This is a genomic window from Pantoea sp. y20, assembly GCF_054903455.1.
The window spans coordinates 4,011,117-4,031,712 of sequence record NZ_CM142816.1 but is presented as its reverse complement, the minus strand read 5'-3'; the positions used below and the strand labels follow the sequence as shown (position 1 = coordinate 4,031,712).

Below are 20,596 nucleotides of genomic sequence, written 5' to 3'. Positions count from 1 at the left end.
TGGTATCGATGAAACTTACGCTTTACGCTGCTGAGCGCGCGCAACCGGTTTTTCTGCTGTGCTGGCTTCCGCGACGTTAACTGGCAGATGGCGGCCAATCAGTGAACGGTAACCAAAGGCTCCGAGGCAAGCACCGACCAGCGGGCCAAAAATCGGAACCAGGAAGTAAGGAATATCTTTGCCACCGGTGAAGGCGACGTTGCCCCAACCAGCGAAGAACGCGAACAGTTTTGGACCGAAGTCACGCGCCGGGTTGAGTGCGAAGCCGGTCAGTGGACCCATTGAGCCACCGATGACCGCCACCAGCAGACCAATCAACAGCGGAGCCAGCGGACCACGCGGCACACCGTTGCCGTCATCGGTCAGCGCCATGATCACTGCCATCAACACCGCTGTAATCACCATCTCAACCAGGAACGCCTGAGCTACGCTGATGTGCGGGTTCGGGTAAGTCGAGAAGATACCGGCCAGATCGAGGCTTTCAACACTGCCGCGCACCATTTGATGGCCCGCTTCGTAATCGAAGAACAGATTGTAGTAGAGACCGTAAACCAACGCGGCAGCGCAGAACGCGCCGGCAACCTGCGCCAGAATATAGGGAACAACTTTACGACCTTCAAAATTAGCAAACAGGCACAGCGCGACGGTAACGGCTGGGTTAAGATGCGCGCCGGAAACGCCTGCGCTCAGATAGACTGCCATGGAGACGGCTAAACCCCAGATAATACAAATTTCCCACTGACCGAATGACGCACCGGCCAGTTTCAGTGCAGCAACGCAGCCTGCACCAAAGAAGATAATCAAACCTGTACCGAGAAATTCAGCGATGCACTGACCTTTTAGTGTGTTAGTTGTCTGACTCATAATGGCATTCCTGAAGCGAGGTTAAATTTTATCAGTTTTTGTTCTCATCCATGAGTCGCCCAGCTATCAATGTAGGGTTGATGTGAATTTATCGTTAACGAGCATAAACGAGAAATAGCGAAATTGAAAACTGTGTACTGTGTCATAAAAATGCGCGTTTTCGCGTCTTTTGCGTTTCTTTAAGGCCCATTCACCGCGCTTTACTGGTCGATGCTGACGTGATCGCGCACACAGATGCGCGAAGATGCGCATTTTTTTAGGCATAGACTGAAAAGTGTTACAGACTGCCCTCGCAGGCCTTGTGCCGCTGGACTTGCTGGGTTTGGCTACATACAATCGAGTCATCGTGGCTGAGCGCACTGTAATAAGGCATGCACTAGCCCCATCAACGCCTTGCAAGATTTAGGAGAGGTCAGAAAGATGTCATTTGAAGTGTTCGAGAAACTGGAAGCGAAAGTACAGCAGGCGATTGATACCATCACTCTGCTGCAGATGGAAATTGAAGAGCTGAAAGAGCAAAACAACACGCTGAAAAACGAAGTCAGCCAGGCTTCAGGCAACCAGGATGCACTGGTGCGTGAAAATCAGCATCTGAAAGAAGAGCAGCATGTCTGGCAGGATCGTCTGCGGGCACTGCTGGGAAAAATGGAAGAAGTTTAAGCGTCAATGCTTAAACCAACGGGTGCCGCGGCACCCGTTTTTGTTGCGGCTTACTCGATGTCGAGCGCGTCTTCAGACAGGATGATGCCGGTATTGTCGGCATACAGATGGTCGCCAGAGAAGAAAGTCACGCCGCCGAAGTTAACGCGCACGTCACTTTCGCCAATGCCTTCACCCGCTGCACCCACCGGAATCGCCGCAATCGCCTGAATGCCGATTTCCAGCTCTTCGAGATCGTCAACCTGACGCACCGAGCCGTACACCACAATGCCTTCCCACTCATTTTGCGCCGCCAGACTCGCCAGCTGAGCATCGACCAGTGCGCGACGGACCGAACCGCCGCCATCCACCAGCAATACGCGACCCCGACCGTTCTCTTCCAGCAAATCGTAGAGTAAGCCGTTATCTTCGAAACATTTCACTGTGGTGATTTGACCACCGAATGAGCTGCGCCCACCAAAGTTCGAAAAAAGCGGTTCAACAACATTCACAGCTTCGTGGTAGATGTCACAGAGTTCAGATGTATCGTATTTCATGAGGGTTTTCGTCTGTTTGCCACAGGAGCGCTAAGTATATCGCTATCTGGCGATTGTTGGCAAAATCATCAACCGCCAAAAAAAGCGTTGCATCAATATCCTGCGTAAAAAAAAGCCCGGCACAGTGGCCGGGCAGAGATTTCGTGGGTGAAGCTTACAGAATGAAGCGGCTGAGATCTTCGTCGGCCACCAGCTCATCCAGATGCTTACCAACGTACTCGGCATCGATAGTGATCGACTCACCGTTACGATCGCTGGCGTCATAGGAGATATCTTCCATCAGACGCTCCAGCACGGTATGCAGACGACGCGCACCGATGTTCTCGGTGGTCTCGTTCACCTGCCATGCGGCTTCGGCGATACGCCGCACTGCGTCATCGGTGAAGTCGATATTGACCCCTTCGGTGCCCATCAGCGCTTTGTACTGCACAGTAACCGAGGCGTTTGGCTCGGTCAGGATGCGCTCGAAGTCATTGACGGTCAGCGCCTGCAGTTCAACGCGAATCGGCAGACGGCCTTGCAGTTCTGGGATCAGATCTGACGGGCTGGCGACCTGGAACGCGCCGGAAGCGATAAACAGAATGTGGTCGGTTTTCACCATGCCGTGCTTGGTGGAAACGGTGCAACCTTCAACCAGCGGCAGCAGGTCGCGCTGTACGCCTTCGCGTGACACGTCTGGACCGCCCGCATTCTGGCCGCCGCGCTTACAGATTTTGTCGATTTCGTCGATGAACACGATACCGTGCTGCTCAACCGCATCGATGGCATCCTGCTTCAGCTCTTCCGGGTTCACCAGCTTGGCCGCTTCTTCTTCAATCAGCAGCTTCATGGCTTCTTTGATTTTCAGCTTACGCGGTTTCTGCTTCTGCCCACCGAGGTTCTGGAACATCGATTGCAGCTGGCTGGTCATCTCTTCCATGCCCGGAGGCGCCATGATCTCAACGCCAGCCGATGAAGCGGCCAGATCGATCTCAATCTCTTTGTCATCCAGCTGGCCTTCGCGCAGTTTCTTGCGGAAGGATTGACGCGCTGCCGATGGCTCCGCCGCTTGTTCAGCCTGGCCCCAGTTATTTTTCGCGGGTGGGATCAGCACATCCAGGATGCGCTCTTCCGCCATCTCTTCCGCGCGGTACTTGTTCTTCTCGATCGCCTGGCTGCGCACCATCTTGATGGCAGAATCGGTCAGATCGCGAATGATGGAATCAACCTCTTTACCGACGTAACCGACTTCGGTGAATTTGGTGGCTTCCACTTTGATGAACGGTGCGTTCGCCAGTTTGGCTAAGCGACGGGCGATTTCGGTTTTACCGACACCGGTTGGACCAATCATCAGAATGTTTTTTGGCGTCACTTCATGGCGCAGCTCTTCGTCGAGCTGCATGCGGCGCCAGCGATTACGCAGGGCGATCGCGACCGCCTTCTTTGCGCCGTCCTGGCCGATGATAAAGCGATTAAGCTCGCTGACAATCTCGCGTGGAGTCATCTCAGACATGATGTTTAGTCCTTAGCCTTAGACGGTAATGCTTCGAAGTTAATATTGTGGTTGGTGTAGATACAGATATCGCCAGCGATGTTCAGCGCTTTCTCCACGATATCGTGTGCACCAATGTCGGTGTTTTCCAGCAACGCGCGTGCCGCTGCCTGGGCGTAAGGCCCACCAGAACCAATTGCGATCAGGTCATTTTCCGGCTGGATAACGTCGCCGTTGCCGCTGATGATTAATGAGGCGTTTTCGTCGGCCACCGCCAGCAGCGCTTCAAGGCGGCGCAGCATGCGATCGGTACGCCAATCTTTAGCCAGTTCGACCGCCGCTTTCACCAGATGGCCCTGGTGCATTTCCAGCTTGCGCTCAAACAGTTCAAACAGGGTGAAGGCATCTGCGGTACCGCCAGCAAAGCCGGCGATCACTTTATCGTTGTAAAGACGACGGACTTTTTTAACGTTGCCTTTCATTACGGTATTGCCGAGCGTAGCCTGGCCATCACCGCCAATCACTACCTGGCCGTTGCGTCGTACACTTACTATTGTTGTCACGGGCAGACCCCTTGTTGCAGTAGAAAAGGAACTCCGCGCACTCGGCGCGGAGTATCATGCAACCAGATATGGGGTAGGAAAAAGGGGTTTCAACCCCCGAGAGCGAGGGGAATACAACTTCCGTGGCCGGAACTGTGTAAGCGTTTGACTGTGCTGTCGGCGCTGCTGCGATCTTTGAACGGCCCGATCACCACGCGATTCCAGCCACCGCCGGTGGTAATGCGGCTCTCAAATCCTTCAAATGCCAGACCGGCGCGCACGGATTCCGCCTGATCGGTACCTTTGAACGAACCACACTGCACCATCCAGCGTTGTGAAGCGGCTTTCTCTTCCGCTCTCGCCTTGGCCGTTTCCTGCGGCTTGGTTTGCTGCGTTGGCTCACGCGTGATCGGCGCAGCTTGTTGTTGCTGCTGACGCGCGGCCTGTTGTTGCTGCAACTGTTGCTGGCGCTGCTGTTGTTGTAACTGTTGCTGCTGACGTTGCAACTGCTGCTGTTGTTGTTGCTGTACCTGCTGCTGCTGTTGTTGCACTTGCTGACGCTGCAGCGTTTGCTGGCGCTGCGCCGGGGTTTGTTCGTTCCACGGCACTTCGTTCAGCTGCGTCGGCTGCTGGCGCATATCGGCCTGCATCTGCTCCAGCAGCTGGCGCTGTTCATCGGTCAGCTGAGTTTGTGATTGCACGCCACCAGCCGAAGGCTCAGTCGGCGACGGAACGGTAATTTGGCGATTTTCCAGCTCTTTGATGTACTTCCAGCGCTCTTCCGGCTTCGGCGGCAGGCCGTTACCGTTGGCTTTGTGGTTTGGAATGACCTCAATCTCTTCTTTCTTATGATGCGAGATAAACCATAAACCACCGGCAAAGGTGACCAGCACGGCCGCGGCCAGTACCATCATGAGCTTTGAAGTGCCTGATCCGCCTTTGCTTTTCTTGCTGCGGCTGGCGGGTTTTTTGCGACGCGTCCCTGTTGAACGCCCGCGGCCTACATAATCTTTCTGTGCCACTTTCGTTCTGCTACCCTTCAAAAAAATGCCAATGGGCATGTAAATGTGCTGTTAATTGCCCGGCAATGAATGCGCCATGTTACGCAAGGGCTGGAACTTTGACCAGCACAGTCTGCCTTCAGAATCCGCTGAAAATGCAGGCGTCTACGCACTATTTTTCCCGTTTTGCCGCCGGTGCCGTACTGCCGCGCACGCGCAGCTCCGCATCCAGCAGGCGCGAACCGTTATTCACGCGTTTACCCTGCAGCTCATCAAGTAACAGCAGCATCGCTTCTCGGCCGATGGCAAAACGCGGCTGGGCCACGGTGGTCAGCGGCGGATCGTAGTATTGCGCCAGTTCGATATCATCAAAGCCCACCACCGACAGATCCTGCGGAATGCGCATGCCAAGTTTACGCGCCTGGTTCATCGCGCCCAGCGCCATCAAATCGCTATGGCAGAAAATCGCTTTCGGCGGCTGCGGCAAACTCATCAACTGCTTAAGCGCATTCGCGCCGGCTTCAAAGGTGAAATCGCCGTGCACAATCATCGTTGGGTCGATGGCGATGCTGCTGCGACGCAGCGCCTGAATGTAGCCCTGCAAACGATACTGGCTCAGCGGAATGTGTTCTGGCCCGGTGATACAGGCAATTTGGCGATGACCAAGCTGCAGCAGGTGATTCACCGCTTCAAAGGCGGCGGTGAGGTTATCGATATGGACCGTGGGTAATGCCATCTCCGGCGCAAATTCGTTACCCATCACCATCGGCGGCAGGTTGCGCTGATCTTCAATGCCCGCCTCAAACGGCAGCTGTGAACCCAACAGCACCATGCCGTCGATCTGTCGCGTCAGCATTAAATTCAGAAAGGTTTTTTCCTGTTTATTCTGATGCGCGCAATCGCCAATCAGTACCAGATAACCTTCATGCGCAGCGGTGACTTCCACGCCGCGAATGATCTCACTGAAGAAGGGATCGCAGATGTCCGGCACAATCACCAGAATGGTTTGCGTTTCACCGCGTTTGGCATTGCGCGCCAAACCGTGCGGCGCATAACCCACGGCAATCACCGCTTTTTCGACCTTGAGCCGGGTAGCAGCAGAGACTTTTTCTGGATTCATCAACGCACGTGAAACCGTAGCGGTTGAAACGCCTGCTTTCTCGGCCACATCTTTCATGGTGGCGGCGGTGGAGGGTTGCTTCTGGTCCAACGTATAACTCCTGACGCGGTACAGCGCATTGATTTTCAGACATTACCGGGCTTCAACCGGGTCGGCACTATTGTTAACCCAAGGTCGCGTCGGGTTGTTACTTAATTTGCATAAAAATTGTGACTTGTGCGACTTTTTTCGATCTGGCTCGCAGTTGTGGCGTGGCTTAGCTCTCGGTGGGATCGATATCCAGCGTCCATTTCACTTTGCGTGACGCCGGCAAGGTGGCGATCAGCGGCAGCGATCCGCTCAACAGCTGTTGCAGACGTTTGCGCGACGGATGCTGCAACAGCAGCTGCCAGCGCCAGCGTCCACTGCGCTTCGGTGCCAACGCCGGAACCGGCCCCATCAGCCACATCGCCTCATCTTTAAGCGGGCTGGCTTCCAGCAAATTACGCAGCTGTGTGAGGAATTCCGCCGCCTGCTGGTTATCCATATCCTCAGCGCGGAACAGCGCATGGCTGGTCCACGGCGGCAGCTGAACGGACTGACGCTCCAGCAGCGTTTGATCGGCAAAGGCGAAATAGCCGCGATGCAGTAATGTTTGCAGCAATGGATGTTCCGGATGATGGGTCTGCAGCAACACTTCGCCCTGTTTACCCGCACGACCGGCGCGACCCGCGACCTGCGTGTAGAGCTGAGCGAAACGCTCGGCGGCGCGGAAATCGGCTGAGAACAGCGCGCCATCAACATCCAGCAGCGACACCAGCGTGACATCCGGGAAATGATGGCCTTTCGCCAGCATCTGCGTGCCCACCAGAATGCGCGCGCCGCCGCGATGCACATCGGCCAGATGCTGCTCCAGCGCGCCTTTACGGCTGGTGGTGTCGCGATCAATGCGCGATACCGGCACGTCGGGGAACAGCGTGCCCAGCTGCTGTTCCAGCTGTTCGGTGCCGACGCCGACCGGCATCAAATGCGTTGAACCACAGCTTGGGCACTGATTTGGCAGCGGGCGCTGGCTGTCACAATGGTGGCAGCGCAGCTGGCGATGGTTCTGGTGCAGCGTGTAGTAGCTATCGCAGCGCTGGCACTCGGCCAGCCAGCCGCAATCGTGGCACATCAGCGCCGGAGAGAAGCCACGGCGGTTGAGGAACAGCAGAACCTGATTATCGGCCTGCAGGTGCTGACGCATTTTGCCGAGCAGTGCTGGCGCCAATCCGCCTTTCAGCTGCTGGCCTTTAAGATCGATCAGCTGCTGTAACGCCGGTTTAGCATTGCCCGCGCGTTTGGTGAGATTGAGCTGGCGATATTTGCCGACGCGCACGTTGTGCAAGGTTTCCAGCGCGGGCGTGGCGGAACCCATCACAATTGGAATATCTTCCTCATGCGCACGGAACACCGCCAGATCGCGCGCCTGATAGCGCCAGCCTTCCTGTTGTTTGTACGAGCTGTCGTGCTCTTCATCAATGATGATGACGCCGGGGCGCGCCAGCGGCGTGAACAGCGCCGAGCGTGTACCGATAACAATCGCCGTTTCGCCGCTGCGCGCGCGCAGCCAGACGGCGAGGCGTTCGCTGTCATTCAGTGCCGAGTGCAGCACATCAATCGGCGCATCAAAGCGCTCACGGAAGCGGGCGATGGTTTGCGGCGTCAGGCCGATTTCCGGCACCAGCACCAAAGCCTGTTTGCCGCGTGCCAGCACGTTCTCCAGCACGCTGAGATACACTTCGGTTTTACCCGACCCGGTAATGCCAGCCAGCAGCCACGGCGCATAGTGATCGTCTTCACTGCGCATCGCGCCCACCGCCATCGCCTGATCGGTATTCAGGCGCAGGCGATCCCCTTTGACGGCAAAGCTGGTACGCCAGTCGTGCATCTGCGGCGTGTGTTCACGCAGTTCGCACAAGCCTTTTGCGCGCAACGCTTGCAGCGCGGCATCGGTAAAATCGTGTTCGCTGACCTGATGACGATAGAGCGGTCGCTGACGCAGCATCGCCAGCGCTTGCTGCTGTTTCGGCGCGCGCTTCAGGCTCTCCATCGCCACTTCACGGCCAGCATCATTAATCACCCATTGCCACAGCGGCGCTTCCTGCGCGGGTTTGCCCTGACGCAGCAGCACCGGCAGCGCATGGCTTAGCACTTCGCCGAGCGGCGAATGATAATAGTTGGCGGCCCAATGCAAAATGCGCCACAGGGCGGGCGAGAACAGACTTTGATCGTCGAGCACGCTCTCTATCTGCTTGAGCTGCGTCAGCGGCAGATCGCTGGTCTCACGCGTGCCGATCACAATGCCGATCATTTTGCGATTGCCGAACGGCACATTCACGCGTGCGCCCGCCACCGGCTGCGGCGCATCGGCAGGCAGCAAGTAATCAAACAGGCGAGGTAGCGGAACGGGCAGGGCAACCTGAACAACGGGCATCTGAATCTCTATCCGGTTCTGAATTAAGGAGAAGTAGTGTACACGGCTAATTAGGAAGCGGCTATTTGCTAAAACCGGTTAATTTCTGTATACTATGCCGCCTTCGATGAGATCACTTGTCGGAGCATACACTTAATGTTCAACCGCGTGTGGTGCTGTGCAGGCTGAGCCTGGCACGGAGAGCGACACGGCCTTTTATGAGGTTCTCCCATGAAACAAGGTATTCACCCTAAGTACGAAGCAGTAACCATGACTTGCTCTTGCGGTAACGTGATCAACACCCGTTCAACCATGGCTTCTGGTCTGAACCTGGACGTGTGCGGCAAATGCCACCCGTTCTACACTGGTAAGCAGCGTATTGCTGACACCGGTGGCCGTGTAGATCGCTTCAACAAGCGTTTCAGCGTGCCAGCAAGCAAGAAATAAGATTTTTGGCCGTCGAATCTTCGCGATTCGGCAGCAAGAATAAACCCAGCCTCGGCTGGGTTTTTTTATTTCTGGCTTCAGTATTCCCAACTATCGGGATCGATGCCCATTTCACGCATAATCTGTTTCGCTTCTTCCGGAATCTCATCGCTGCGTTCTTTACGCAAATCGACATCGTTCGGCAGAGGCTGCCCGGTGAAAGCATGCAAAAAGGCTTCACACAGCAGTTCGCTGTTGGTGGCGTGACGCAGGTTGTTCACCTGACGGCGGGTGCGCTCGTCCGTTAAAATCTTCAGCACTTTTAGCGGGATAGAAACTGTGATTTTCTTAACCTGCTCGCTCTTCTTGCCATGTTCAGCGTAAGGGCTGATATATTCGCCGTTCCATTCAGCCATGGGTTACCTTAATCAATAAAAGTTGAATATGGGGAAATCCGTTGATTATGCCCGATTTTTCGATGCCTGACCCCTTAAACCGCAGGTTTTATGCTTGAGCACCGCTTCTGCAAAGGAAAGCGCGCTGAACACCAGGCGATGACGGACAATTTTAGCGGTTATTGATGATTTGCTCAATCTATACGCAAAGACATTTAGATGTCCAGATGTATTGACGTCTATGTGCGGAATGTTATCCTGTTGCTCTTCTTTTTCTTCAGGAACAGTAAGCACCATGACGCGTAAACAGGCAACCATCGCAGTACGTAGCGGTTTGAATGATGACGAGCAATATGGCTGCGTTGTCCCACCGATTCATCTTTCCAGCACCTATAACTTCCTCGACTTCAATGAGCCGCGTGCGCATGACTATTCACGTCGTGGTAACCCAACGCGCGATGTGGTTCAGCGCGCGCTGGCAGAACTGGAAGGTGGCGCAGGCGCGGTATTGACCAATACCGGCATGTCAGCGATTCATCTGGTGACAACCGTGTTCCTGAAGCCGGGCGATCTGCTGGTGGCGCCACACGACTGTTACGGCGGCAGCTATCGCCTGTTCGATAGCCTGAGCAAGCGCGGCGCGTATCGCGTGAAGTTTGTCGATCAGGGCGATAAAGCTGCGCTGGCCGCTGCTCTGGCCGAGAAGCCAAAACTGGTGCTGGTTGAAAGCCCAAGTAATCCACTGCTGCGTGTGGTCGATATCGCCAGCATTTGCGCCGCCGCGCGTGAAGCTGGCGCCATTAGCGTGGTAGACAACACCTTCCTCAGCCCGGCGCTGCAAAACCCGCTGGCGCTGGGTGCCGACTTGGTTGTTCACTCCTGCACCAAATACCTGAATGGTCACTCTGATGTGGTGGCGGGCGCGGTGATTGCGAAAGATCCAGCGATGGCCACCGATCTGGCGTGGTGGGCGAATAATATTGGTGTAACCGGCGCGGCGTTTGATAGCTACCTGCTGCTGCGCGGTTTGCGCACGCTGTCACCGCGCATCGCCGCTGCACAACGCAATGCATTGGCGATAGTTGATTACCTGAAGCAACAACCGCTGGTGAAAAAACTGTATCATCCGTCCCTGCCGGAAAATGCCGGTCATGAGTTTGCGGTACGTCAGCAGCGTGGTTTTGGTGCCATGCTGAGTTTCGAAATCGATGCCGATGAGGCTCGCCTGCGCCGCTTCCTGAAAGCGCTGCAGTTGTTCACGCTGGCCGAATCGCTGGGCGGCGTAGAAAGTTTGATTTCGCATACCGCGACCATGACGCATGCTGGCATGTCTGCAGAAGCACGCGCGGCAGCGGGAATTTCGGAAACACTGCTGCGTATTTCTGTTGGGATTGAAGATCACGAAGATTTAATCGCCGATCTGGATAATGCATTCCGGATCGCAGCCGAGGAGTAATCATGACGAGTTCAGTGGGCGCGGGAACGCCGATCAAGCAGTTGCATAAATTTGGTGGCAGTAGCCTGGCCGACGCACGTTGCTATCAGCGCGTGGCCAGCATCATGGCGGATTACAGCCAGCCAGGCGACTTAATGGTGGTCTCTGCCGCAGGCAGCACCACTAACCAGTTGATCAGCTGGCTGAAATTGAGCCAGAGCGATCGCTTATCTGCTCATCAGGTGCAACAGGCTTTACGGCGTTTTCACAGCGAGTTAATTGCTGCGCTGCTGCCTGCTGAATATGCCGAAACCCTGACGTCTTCCTTTATACGCGATCTGGAAAGACTGGCGGCGCTGCTCGATGGCACCATCACCGATGCGGTGTATGCCGAAGTGGTGGGGCATGGCGAAATCTGGTCGGCGCGCTTGATGGCCGCGGTGCTGAGCCAGCGCGAGATCGAAGCCGCCTGGCTGGATGCGCGTGACTTCTTGCGTGCTGAACGTGCCGCGCAGCCGCAGGTTGATGAAGGCAAATCCTGGCCGCTGCTGCAGGAGCTGTTAACACAGCATCCGCATAAGCGTTTGGTGGTGACCGGATTTATCAGCCGCAGCGAAGCGGGTGAAACCGTGCTGCTTGGGCGTAACGGCTCGGACTACTCGGCAACGCAGATTGGTGCGCTGGCGGGCGTGGGGCGCGTGACCATCTGGAGCGATGTGGCGGGCGTTTACAGCGCCGATCCGCGTAAAGTCTCTGATGCGTGCCTGCTGCCGCTGCTGCGTCTTGATGAAGCCAGCGAGCTGGCGCGTCTGGCGGCGCCGGTGCTGCACACCCGCACCTTGCAGCCGGTTTCCAACAGCGACATCGACTTGCAGCTGCGTTGCAGCTATCAACCGGAGCAGGGCTCGACGCGCATTGAGCGCGTGCTGGCCTCCGGCACCGGCGCGCGTATCGTCACCAGCCACGATGATGTGTGTCTGGTGGAGATTCAAATTCCCGACAATCACGATTTCAAAACCCAGCAGAAAGAGATCGATCTGCTGCTGAAGCGCGCGCAGCTGCGTCCGCTGGCGATCGGCGTGCATCCCGATCGCCGCCTGCTGCAGCTGTGTTACACCTCGGAAGTGGTGAATAGCGCCTTCAACCTGTTGCAGGACGCCGCACTGCCGGGCCATCTGCAGCTGCGCGACGGCTTGGCGCTGGTGGCGCTGGTGGGCGCGGGCGTGACGCGTAATCCGCTGCACAGCCACCGCTTCTGGCAGCAGATCAAAGATCAGCCGGTGGAGTTTGTCTGGCAATCGGAAGATCACATCAGCATCGTGGCGGTACTGCGCGTCGGCCCGACGCAGCACCTGATTCAGGGACTGCATCAGTCGCTGTTCCGCGCAGAAAAACGCATCGGCCTGATCTTGTTCGGCAAAGGCAACATCGGTTCACGCTGGCTGGAGCTGTTTGCCCGCGAGCAGGAAACGCTGTCGGCACGTACAGGATTTGAATATGTGCTGGCGGGCGTGGCAGACAGCAGCCGCAGTTTGCTGAGCTACGACGGTCTGGAAGCCAGCCGCGCATTGGCGTTCTTTGATGATGAAGCGGTCGAGCGCGATGAAGAGTCGCTGTTCCTGTGGATGCGTGCGCACCCGTTCGATGATTTAGTGGTGCTGGACGTCACCGCCAGCGAGCAGCTGGCGCAGCAGTATCATGATTTCGCCAGTCACGGCTTCCACGTTATCAGCGCCAACAAAGTTGCCGGTGCGTCGAGCGGTCAGAGCTGGCGTCAGGTGCGCGATGCTTTCGCCAAAACCGGTCGTCACTGGCTGTATAACGCCACCGTCGGTGCCGGTTTGCCGGTCAATCACACGGTGCGCGATTTACGCGAAAGCGGCGATAGCATTCTGGCGATCAGCGGCATCTTCTCCGGCACGCTGTCGTGGCTGTTCCTGCAATTTGATGGCACGGTGCCGTTTAGCGAGCTGGTTGATCAGGCGTGGCAGCAAGGCCTGACCGAACCAGACCCGCGCGTGGATTTGTCTGGGCAGGACGTAATGCGCAAGCTGGTGATTCTGGCGCGTGAAGCGGGCTACGACATCGAGCCGGATCAAGTGCGTGTCGAGTCGCTGGTGCCGGCAATTTGCGACGGTGAGTCGATTGATCACTTCTTCGAAAACGCCGACGAGCTGAATGATCAGATGCTGCAGCGTCTGGAAGCCGCGCAAGAGATGGGCTTAGTGCTGCGTTACGTGGCGCGTTTCGATGCTAATGGCAAAGCGCGCGTCGGCGTGGAAGCGGTGCGCCCAGAGCATCCGCTGGCCGCGTTGCTGCCGTGCGATAACGTGTTTGCCATCGAAAGCCGCTGGTATCGCGATAATCCGCTGGTGATTCGCGGACCGGGCGCAGGCCGTGATGTTACGGCGGGTGCGTTGCAATCGGATATCAATCGCCTCGCACAGCTGCTGTAATCTGCCTCACTCTGCAGACGGCATCGTCCGTCTGCAATCTTCACCTTCCCCCGCGCATCATGAAACGCTTTCACCTTGAGTGAAGATTTGTCACGCCTGTTCATTAATTTTCAGTTGACGCTAACGTGGGAATCGTTCATTTTGTGCATCTGGACGTCTAAACGTATGGATGTTCGAAGGCCGCAAAATAATCGATGTGTGATGACGAGGTAATTAGGATGAGTTTCTTTCACGCCAATCAACGCGAAGCGTTGAACCAGAGCCTGGCTGAGCTGAACGGGCAAATTAATGTCTCTTTCGAATTTTTCCCGCCACGTACCAGCGAAATGGAAGAAACCCTGTGGAGCTCAATCGATCGACTGAGCAGCCTGAAGCCGAAATTCGTCTCCGTCACCTACGGTGCCAACTCGGGCGAGCGCGATCGTACACATAGCATCATCAAAGGCATCAAAGATCGTACTGGTCTGGAAGCCGCACCGCATCTGACCTGTATCGATGCTACGCGTGATGAGTTGCGCGGCATCGCGCGTGATTACTGGGATAGCGGCATTCGTCATATCGTGGCACTGCGCGGTGATTTACCGCCAGGCAGCGGCAAGCCGGAGATGTACGGTTCGGATTTGGTGGCGCTGCTGAAAGACGTTGGCGATTTTGACATCTCGGTGGCGGCCTATCCGGAAGTGCATCCCGAAGCGAAAAGCGCGCAGGCCGATTTGATTAACCTGAAACGCAAAATTGATGCCGGTGCTAACCGCGCCATCACGCAGTTCTTCTTCGATGTTGAAAGCTACCTGCGCTTCCGCGATCGCTGTGTCGCAACCGGTATCGACGTGGAGATCGTGCCGGGTATTTTGCCGGTCTCTAACTTTAAACAGCTACAACGCTTCGCCACCATGACCAATGTGCGGGTGCCGGGATGGATGAGTGCAATGTTTGAAGGTCTGGATAACGATCCGGAGACGCGCAAAATGGTCGGTGCCAGCGTCGCCATGGACATGGTGAAAATCCTGTCGCGGGAAGGGGTGAAGGATTTTCATTTCTATACGCTGAACCGCGCCGAGTTGAGTTACGCCATTTGCCACACGCTGGGTGTGCGTCCGGCGATGGGAGGTTAATGCCCTCACCCTGTCCCTCTCCCGCCAGCGGGCGAGGGAAGGGTTAGGTGGAGCAATGTTGAAACACCTGTGCTTGATTGGTTCCCTCTCCCGCCAGCGGGAGAGGGTTAGGGTGAGGGGAAAAATTAACCGGTATTACGCATACCCGCTGCAACACCCGCGATCGTCACCATCAGCGCTTGTTCTACACGCGCATCTGGCTCATCACCGCGCTCTTCCTGCGCACGTGAACGATGCAGCAGTTCAGCCTGCAACACGTTCAGTGGATCGGTATAAACGTTACGCAGCGCGATGGACTCAGCAATCCACGGTTGGTCAGCCATCAGATGGGCATCGTTAGCGATGGTCAACACCGCTTTGATATCCGCATCCAGCTGATCGCGCAGCTGCTTGCCGAGCGACCACAGTGATTTATCCACCAGACGCTGATCGTAGTACTCCGCCAGCCACAAATCGGCTTTCGAGAACACCATCTCCAGCATGCCAAGACGTGTGGCGAAGAATGGCCACTCGCGGCACATGTTCTCCAGCTCATCCTGATGACCTTCATCCATCGCTTTCTGCAACGCGGCACCCGCGCCCAGCCAGGCTGGCAGCATCAGGCGGTTCTGCGTCCAGGCGAAGATCCACGGAATGGCACGCAGCGATTCCACACCGCCGGTTGGGCGACGTTTAGCCGGACGTGAACCCAGCGGCAATTTGCCCAGCTCCTGCTCTGGCGTGGCTGAGCGGAAATAGGGCACGAAGTCCGGATTCTCACGCACATAGCCGCGATACATCGTGCAGGAGTGCGCCGACAGACCATTCATGATCTCCTGCCATTCGCGCTTGGGTTCCGGCGGTGGCAGCAGGTTGGCTTCCAGAATCGCACCGGTATACAGCGACAGGCTGGCGATAGTGACTTCGGGCAAACCGTATTTGAAGCGAATCATCTCGCCCTGTTCGGTCACGCGCAGGCCACCTTTCAGGCTGCCCGGCGGTTGTGACAACAGCGCCGCATGGGCTGGCGCGCCGCCACGACCGATTGAGCCGCCGCGTCCGTGGAACAGCGTCAGCGTGATGCCCGCGCTTTCACAGGTTTTGATCAGTGCGTCCTGCGCCTGATATTGCGCCCAGCTGGCGGCCATCACGCCGGCATCTTTCGCCGAGTCGGAATAGCCAATCATCACCATCTGTTTGCCATTGATAAAGCCGCGATACCAGTCGATGTTCAGCAACTGCGTCATCACATCGTTGGCGTTGTTCAGGTCATCAAGGGTTTCGAACAGCGGCGCAACCGGCATGGCGTAAGGAATGCCGGCTTCTTTCAGCAGCAGATGCACGGCCAGCACGTCCGACGGCGTTTTCGCCATGGAGATCACGTAGGAAGCAATTGAACCCTGCGGCGCTTCGGCCACCACTTTGCAGGTATCCAGCACTTCGCGCGTCTCATCGCCCGGTTCCCACTGATGCGGCAACAGCGGACGCTTGGAATTCAGTTCGCGAATCAGGAAGGCTTGTTTATCCGCTTCTGACCAGCTTTCGTAATCACCGAGGCCGAGATAACGCGTTACTTCGGCAATCGCCTGGGTATGGCGAGTGCTCTCCTGACGGATATCAATGCGCACCAGCGGCACGCCGAAACACTTCACGCGGCGCAGCGTGTCCAGCAGCTGACCATTGGCGATGATGCCCATGCCGCACTGCTGCAGAGATTGATAGATAGCGAACAGCGGATCCCACAGCTGATCGTTAGAGACCAGCAAATCGGCCGGACGCGGCAGGCGCTCGCCTTTCAGACGACGGCCAAGGTAAGCCTGCGTGGTCATCAGCTGGCCGCGAAGGCGCTTCAGCACCATGCGGTACGGCTCCAGCGCTTCCGCATCGCCGCACAGCTCGCGCACTTCGTCGCTGCATTCGGACATCGACAGCTCGGAAATCAGCACGCCGATATCGCGCAGGAACAGGTCCGCGGCCTTCCAGCGGCTCAGCTGCATCGCGTGGCGGGTAATCGGTGCGGTGACGTTCGGGTTGCCGTCACGGTCGCCGCCCATCCACGAGGTAAATTTAATCGGCACGAAATCGACCGGCAGCTTAATACCAAAGGCCTCTTCCACTTGCTCATTCAGCTCACGCAGGAAGGCTGGCACGCCTTGCCACAGGCTGTTTTCGACCACGGCAAAGCCCCATTTGGCTTCATCGATCGGCGTTGGACGGTATTTGCGGATTTCGTCGGTGTGCCACGCTTGTGCCACCAGCTGGCGCAGACGGCGCATCACCTGGGTGCGTTCGTAGTCAGAGATATCGCTATGATCGAGTTGCTGCAAACAGCTGTTCACTTCGCCCAGCATATGGATCAGCGTGCGGCGGGTAATTTCGGTGGGGTGTGCAGTCAGCACCAGCTCCAGCGACAGCTCTTCAATCGACTGGCGGATCGCCGCTTCGCTGATATCGCCTTGCTGTTTCAGACGTTCGAAAGTCTTTTTCAGCAGTTCAGGATGGTTCGCGCCATCGCCGCTACGCGAAATGGTTTGATACTGTTCAGCGACGTTGGTGAGATTAAGAAACTGGCTAAACGCACGCGCCACCGGCAGCAGCTCGTCGTTCGACAGATTTTGCAGCGTGGTCAGCAGTTCCTGACGATGAGTGTCATTTCCCGCACGGGATGACTTAGAGAGTTTACGGATGGTCTCCACCTGGTCGAGGATGTTCTCTCCTAGTGCATCCTTAATCGTATCCCCGAGCAGTTTGCCGAGCATACTGACATTACTTCGCATTGCGGAATATTGTTCGTTCATTGGACCCTGACACCCTTATCGTCTTTTTTAATACTCTTACGCCCAACGGGCATAACATCGTCTTTTATCTAGCCACGTATCTTCCTGCGCGTCAATTGCCTTAAATCTACGTAAATGTGCTGCTAAATGGCGGAAATTCAAAGAATTTGCTTGCAGCGAAGCAAGATAAGTTATTCTTATTATCAAATCCCGAACAATGACGGGGCAATTTGCTGATTTAACAGTGAAATGCCCCATTTGTTGTTCATCAATGACAAAAATGCTGTACGACTTGGGTGATAAGCGCATGAGTCGGCTTGATAAATGCGGTATCAATAAACTCATCAGGTTGATGGGCTTGATTGATAGATCCCGGGCCTAATACCAGCGTTGGGCACAACTGCTGGATAAAAGGCGCTTCAGTGCAATAGTTCACCACTTCGGTTGGCACGCCCAGCAGCTTCTCCACCACTTGCACCAGCTCATGATCGGCCGGACATTCGTAGCCTGGAATCGGCGGATGCAGCTCGCCCACGGTAAGACGTCCCGGCCAGCGCGCACTTACCGGCGCCAGCGCGTCATTTAGCAGACCATCCAAATCGCTCAGGGTTAAGCCCGGCAGCGGACGAATATCCATGTGCAATTCACAGCAGGCGCAGATGCGGTTGGCGGCGTCGCCACCGTGAATATGACCAAAGTTCATGGTTGGATAAGGAATGGCAAAACCATCGTGGTTGTAACGCTCTTTCAGCGTGTTACGCAGCTGCATCAGCTGGGTAATGGATTCATGCATCAGTTCAATGGCGTTAACGCCGCGTGACGGATCGCTGGAGTGGCCTGATTGCCCCTGAATACGAATCACATTCGACAGATGACCTTTATGCGCGCGCACCGGCTTAAGTGAGGTGGGCTCGCCGATGATGGCGCAATCCGGACGCAATTGGGTGGATTCAGAGAAATACTTCGCGCCCGCCATGGTGGTCTCTTCGTCGGCGGTGGCGAGGACGTAGAGCGGCTTGCTGAGTTTGGTCACGTCAACGTCACGCAGCGCATCCAGAATAAAGGCGAAGAAGCCTTTCATGTCGGCGGTGCCGAGGCCGTACAGCTTGTTGTCGTGTTCGGTCAGCGTGAAAGGATCGCGCGTCCAGCGGCCGTCATCGTAAGGCACGGTGTCGGTATGACCCGCCAATAACAAGCCGCCTGCGCCCAATCCGCTGCGCGCCAGCATGTTGAATTTATGCCGCGTGCCAGGCACCGGCTGCACTTCAACACTGAAGCCAATATCGCGGAACCAGCCGGCCAGCAAATTGATTAAAGTTTCATTACTCTGATCCAGTGCGCTGTCGGTTGCGCTGATTGATGGCGTGGCAATCAACTGGCGGTAGAGTTCGATAAAAGGTGGTAATTTTGTCTTCACTGTTGACGGTCCTTGGGTTAGGATGTATCAATATTCATGCATTAATAGTGAATAAAAATACAATAACGTCGCTTGCATGTGAAGCATCAAATCTTCCGCAAACGGCATTCTGGGCAACGGGGCAAGGCCGCGACCCGATACGTGTGACTGTAATAAGGTATACAGCCTGATGTTGAATACGCTGATCGTTGGTGCCAGTGGTTACGCTGGCGTAGAGCTTGCCACCTACCTGAATCGCCATCCGCATATGAACATAACCGCTTTGGCGGTTTCAGCGCAAAGCCCGGATGCTGGAAAGTTATTGTCGGATTTGCATCCACAGCTCAAAGGCATTGTCGATTTGCCGCTGCAGCCGCTGAGCGATGCCGCTGAATGGGCCGACAAAGTGGACGTGGTGTTCCTCGCCACGGCTCACGAAGTCAGCCACGATCTGGCACCTGAATTCCTCAAAGCCGGTTGCGTGGTGTTCGATCTCTCCGGCGCGTTCCGCGTAAACGACGATGCGTTCTATACCCAATATTACGGCTTCAGCCATCAGCATCAGGATTGGCTGGACAAGGCGGTTTACGGCCTGGCCGAATGGCAGCACGACAAAATCAAAGACGCAGAGCTGGTTGCGGTGCCGGGTTGCTACCCAACCGCAGCCCAGCTTTCGCTGAAACCGCTGATCGCAGCGGGTCTGCTTAACGATGCACAGTGGCCGGTGATTAACGCCACCAGCGGCGTGAGCGGCGCAGGGCGCAAAGCCAACGTTGGCACCAGCTTCTGTGAAGTGAGCTTGCAGCCGTACGGTTTGTTTAATCATCGTCATCACCCGGAAATTGTGGCGCATCTCGGTACGCCGGTGATCTTCACGCCACATCTGGGCAGCTTCCCACGCGGGATTTTATCGACCACCACTTGCCGCCTGAAAGCGGGCGTGACGCAGCAGGATGTGGCGGATGCCTTCCATAGCGCCTACCACGATAAACCGCTGGTGCGCGTCTATGACAAAGGCGTCCCAGCGCTGAAAGCGGTGGTCGGTTTGCCGTTCTGCGACATCGGCTTCGCCATGCAAGGCGAGCACCTGATTGTGGTGGCTGCCGAAGATAACCTGCTGAAAGGCGCCTCATCGCAGGCGGTTCAGTGTTTAAACATTCGTTTCGGCTTCCCCGAAACGCTGTCTCTGATTTAACGAACGGATAACGCAATGAATCCATTGATCATTAAACTGGGTGGCGTGCTGCTGGATAGCGAAGAAGCGCTGGCTCGTCTGTTTGATGCCCTGCTGGCGTACCGCAATGAACATCAGCGTCCGCTGATCATTGTGCACGGCGGCGGTTGCGTGGTGGACGAGCTGATGAAGAAGCTCGCGCTGCCGGTGAAAAAGAAGAACGGTTTGCGCGTGACGCCAGCCGATCAGATTGACATTATTACCGGTGCGTTAGCCGGTACCGCCAATAAAACGCTGCTGGCGTGGGCGAAGAAATATGGCATCGGCGCGGTGGGTTTGTGCCTCGGCGATGCCAGTCTGGTCAACGTGGCGCAGTTCGATGAAGAGCTGGGACACGTTGGCAACGCGACGCCGGGCAATCCGGCGCTGGTGAACACGCTGCTGGCGGCGGGCTACATGCCGGTGATCAGCTCGATTGGCATCACCGACGGCGGCGAGTTGATGAACGTCAACGCCGACCAGGCCGCCACCGCACTGGCTGCGACCATCGGTGCCGATTTGGTGCTGTTGTCTGATGTCAGCGGTATTCTCGACGGCAAAGGTCAGCGCATCGAAGAGATGACCGCCGCGAAAGCGGAGCAGCTGATTGCGCAGGGCATCATCACCGATGGCATGATCGTGAAAGTGAACGCGGCGCTTGATGCCGCCCGCACGCTCGGTCGCCCGGTCGATATCGCCAGCTGGCGTCATGCTGAACAACTGCCAACCCTTTTCAACGGCGTGTCGATTGGCACCCGGATTCTCGCATAATCAAG

17 protein-coding genes are annotated in these 20,596 nt (G+C 56.3%); 7 read left to right on the top strand and 10 right to left on the bottom strand.

Translation table 11 applies throughout. The features are described 5' to 3' along the window. Window positions 1-15 precede the first annotated feature (15 nt). Window positions 16-864 (bottom strand): MIP/aquaporin family protein, encoded by an 849-nt coding sequence (locus tag ACYAC5_RS18760; protein ID WP_061720295.1) that lies wholly within the window; start codon window positions 862-864, stop codon window positions 16-18. Window positions 865-1,284: 420 nt separating this feature from the next. Here ACYAC5_RS18760 and zapB point away from each other — a divergent pair, with 420 nt between their 5' ends. Beyond that, window positions 1,285-1,524, top strand: a complete 240-nt coding sequence (zapB, locus tag ACYAC5_RS18755; RefSeq protein WP_007885384.1) for a cell division protein ZapB — start codon at window positions 1,285-1,287, stop codon at window positions 1,522-1,524. A gap of 50 nt (window positions 1,525-1,574) precedes the next feature. Here the strand turns inward: zapB and rraA are convergent, their stop codons facing one another. From rraA to priA, 6 genes are all read right to left on the bottom strand, one after another. After that, entirely contained in the window at window positions 1,575-2,060 is a 486-nt protein-coding gene (rraA, locus tag ACYAC5_RS18750) for a ribonuclease E activity regulator RraA (RefSeq protein ID WP_061720294.1), read from the bottom strand. 154 nt (window positions 2,061-2,214) lie between these two features. Further along, window positions 2,215-3,552: an HslU--HslV peptidase ATPase subunit gene (gene hslU, locus ACYAC5_RS18745; protein WP_007885388.1), complete on the bottom strand. Its 1,338-nt coding sequence runs from the start codon at window positions 3,550-3,552 to the stop codon at window positions 2,215-2,217. A 5-nt stretch (window positions 3,553-3,557) separates the two neighbouring features. Then, window positions 3,558-4,094, bottom strand: coding sequence for an ATP-dependent protease subunit HslV (hslV, locus tag ACYAC5_RS18740; protein WP_101760642.1), 537 nt, complete (start codon window positions 4,092-4,094; stop codon window positions 3,558-3,560). Between the two features lie 89 nt (window positions 4,095-4,183). Beyond that, window positions 4,184-5,095: a cell division protein FtsN gene (ftsN, locus tag ACYAC5_RS18735; protein WP_462062086.1), complete on the bottom strand. Its 912-nt coding sequence runs from the start codon at window positions 5,093-5,095 to the stop codon at window positions 4,184-4,186. Window positions 5,096-5,246: 151 nt separating this feature from the next. Then, complete coding sequence (gene cytR / locus ACYAC5_RS18730) at window positions 5,247-6,284, bottom strand: DNA-binding transcriptional regulator CytR (protein WP_061720292.1); 1,038 nt, start codon at window positions 6,282-6,284, stop codon at window positions 5,247-5,249. 166 nt (window positions 6,285-6,450) lie between these two features. After that, window positions 6,451-8,649 carry a primosomal protein N' gene (gene priA / locus ACYAC5_RS18725; protein ID WP_101760641.1) on the bottom strand — a complete coding sequence of 733 codons (2,199 nt, stop codon included), beginning with the start codon at window positions 8,647-8,649 and terminating at the stop codon, window positions 6,451-6,453. Between the two features lie 210 nt (window positions 8,650-8,859). Here priA and rpmE point away from each other — a divergent pair, with 210 nt between their 5' ends. Next, the gene (gene rpmE, locus ACYAC5_RS18720) at window positions 8,860-9,075 is read left to right on the top strand and encodes a 50S ribosomal protein L31 (protein WP_007885402.1); all 216 of its coding nucleotides are present in this window, start codon (window positions 8,860-8,862) and stop codon (window positions 9,073-9,075) included. A 77-nt stretch (window positions 9,076-9,152) separates the two neighbouring features. Here the strand turns inward: rpmE and metJ are convergent, their stop codons facing one another. Further along, a complete protein-coding gene (metJ, locus tag ACYAC5_RS18715; RefSeq protein WP_007885403.1) occupies window positions 9,153-9,470 on the bottom strand; it encodes a met regulon transcriptional regulator MetJ in 318 nt (105 codons plus the stop codon). 274 nt (window positions 9,471-9,744) lie between these two features. Between metJ and metB the strand changes: the two genes are divergently transcribed. From metB to metF, 3 genes are all read left to right on the top strand, one after another. After that, entirely contained in the window at window positions 9,745-10,905 is a 1,161-nt protein-coding gene (gene metB, locus ACYAC5_RS18710) for a cystathionine gamma-synthase (RefSeq protein ID WP_101760640.1), read from the top strand. Window positions 10,906-10,907: 2 nt separating this feature from the next. Further along, entirely contained in the window at window positions 10,908-13,340 is a 2,433-nt protein-coding gene (locus ACYAC5_RS18705) for a bifunctional aspartate kinase/homoserine dehydrogenase II (RefSeq protein ID WP_176972238.1), read from the top strand. Between the two features lie 218 nt (window positions 13,341-13,558). After that, entirely contained in the window at window positions 13,559-14,455 is an 897-nt protein-coding gene (metF, locus tag ACYAC5_RS18700) for a methylenetetrahydrofolate reductase (RefSeq protein WP_110868177.1), read from the top strand. Window positions 14,456-14,580: 125 nt separating this feature from the next. On the opposite strand, the gene ppc is transcribed toward metF, so the two are convergent. Together ppc and argE are read right to left on the bottom strand one after the other, a co-directional pair. Further along, entirely contained in the window at window positions 14,581-17,232 is a 2,652-nt protein-coding gene (gene ppc / locus ACYAC5_RS18695; protein ID WP_462062085.1) for a phosphoenolpyruvate carboxylase, read from the bottom strand. Window positions 17,233-17,479: 247 nt separating this feature from the next. Next, window positions 17,480-18,628: an acetylornithine deacetylase gene (gene argE / locus ACYAC5_RS18690; protein ID WP_101760637.1), complete on the bottom strand. Its 1,149-nt coding sequence runs from the start codon at window positions 18,626-18,628 to the stop codon at window positions 17,480-17,482. Window positions 18,629-18,797: 169 nt separating this feature from the next. Here argE and argC point away from each other — a divergent pair, with 169 nt between their 5' ends. Both argC and argB read left to right on the top strand, forming a co-directional pair. Next, window positions 18,798-19,802 carry an N-acetyl-gamma-glutamyl-phosphate reductase gene (gene argC / locus ACYAC5_RS18685; protein WP_192415337.1) on the top strand — a complete coding sequence of 335 codons (1,005 nt, stop codon included), beginning with the start codon at window positions 18,798-18,800 and terminating at the stop codon, window positions 19,800-19,802. A 15-nt stretch (window positions 19,803-19,817) separates the two neighbouring features. After that, complete coding sequence (argB, locus tag ACYAC5_RS18680; protein WP_192415338.1) at window positions 19,818-20,591, top strand: acetylglutamate kinase; 774 nt, start codon at window positions 19,818-19,820, stop codon at window positions 20,589-20,591. The last annotated feature ends 5 nt before the right edge of the window (window positions 20,592-20,596 follow it).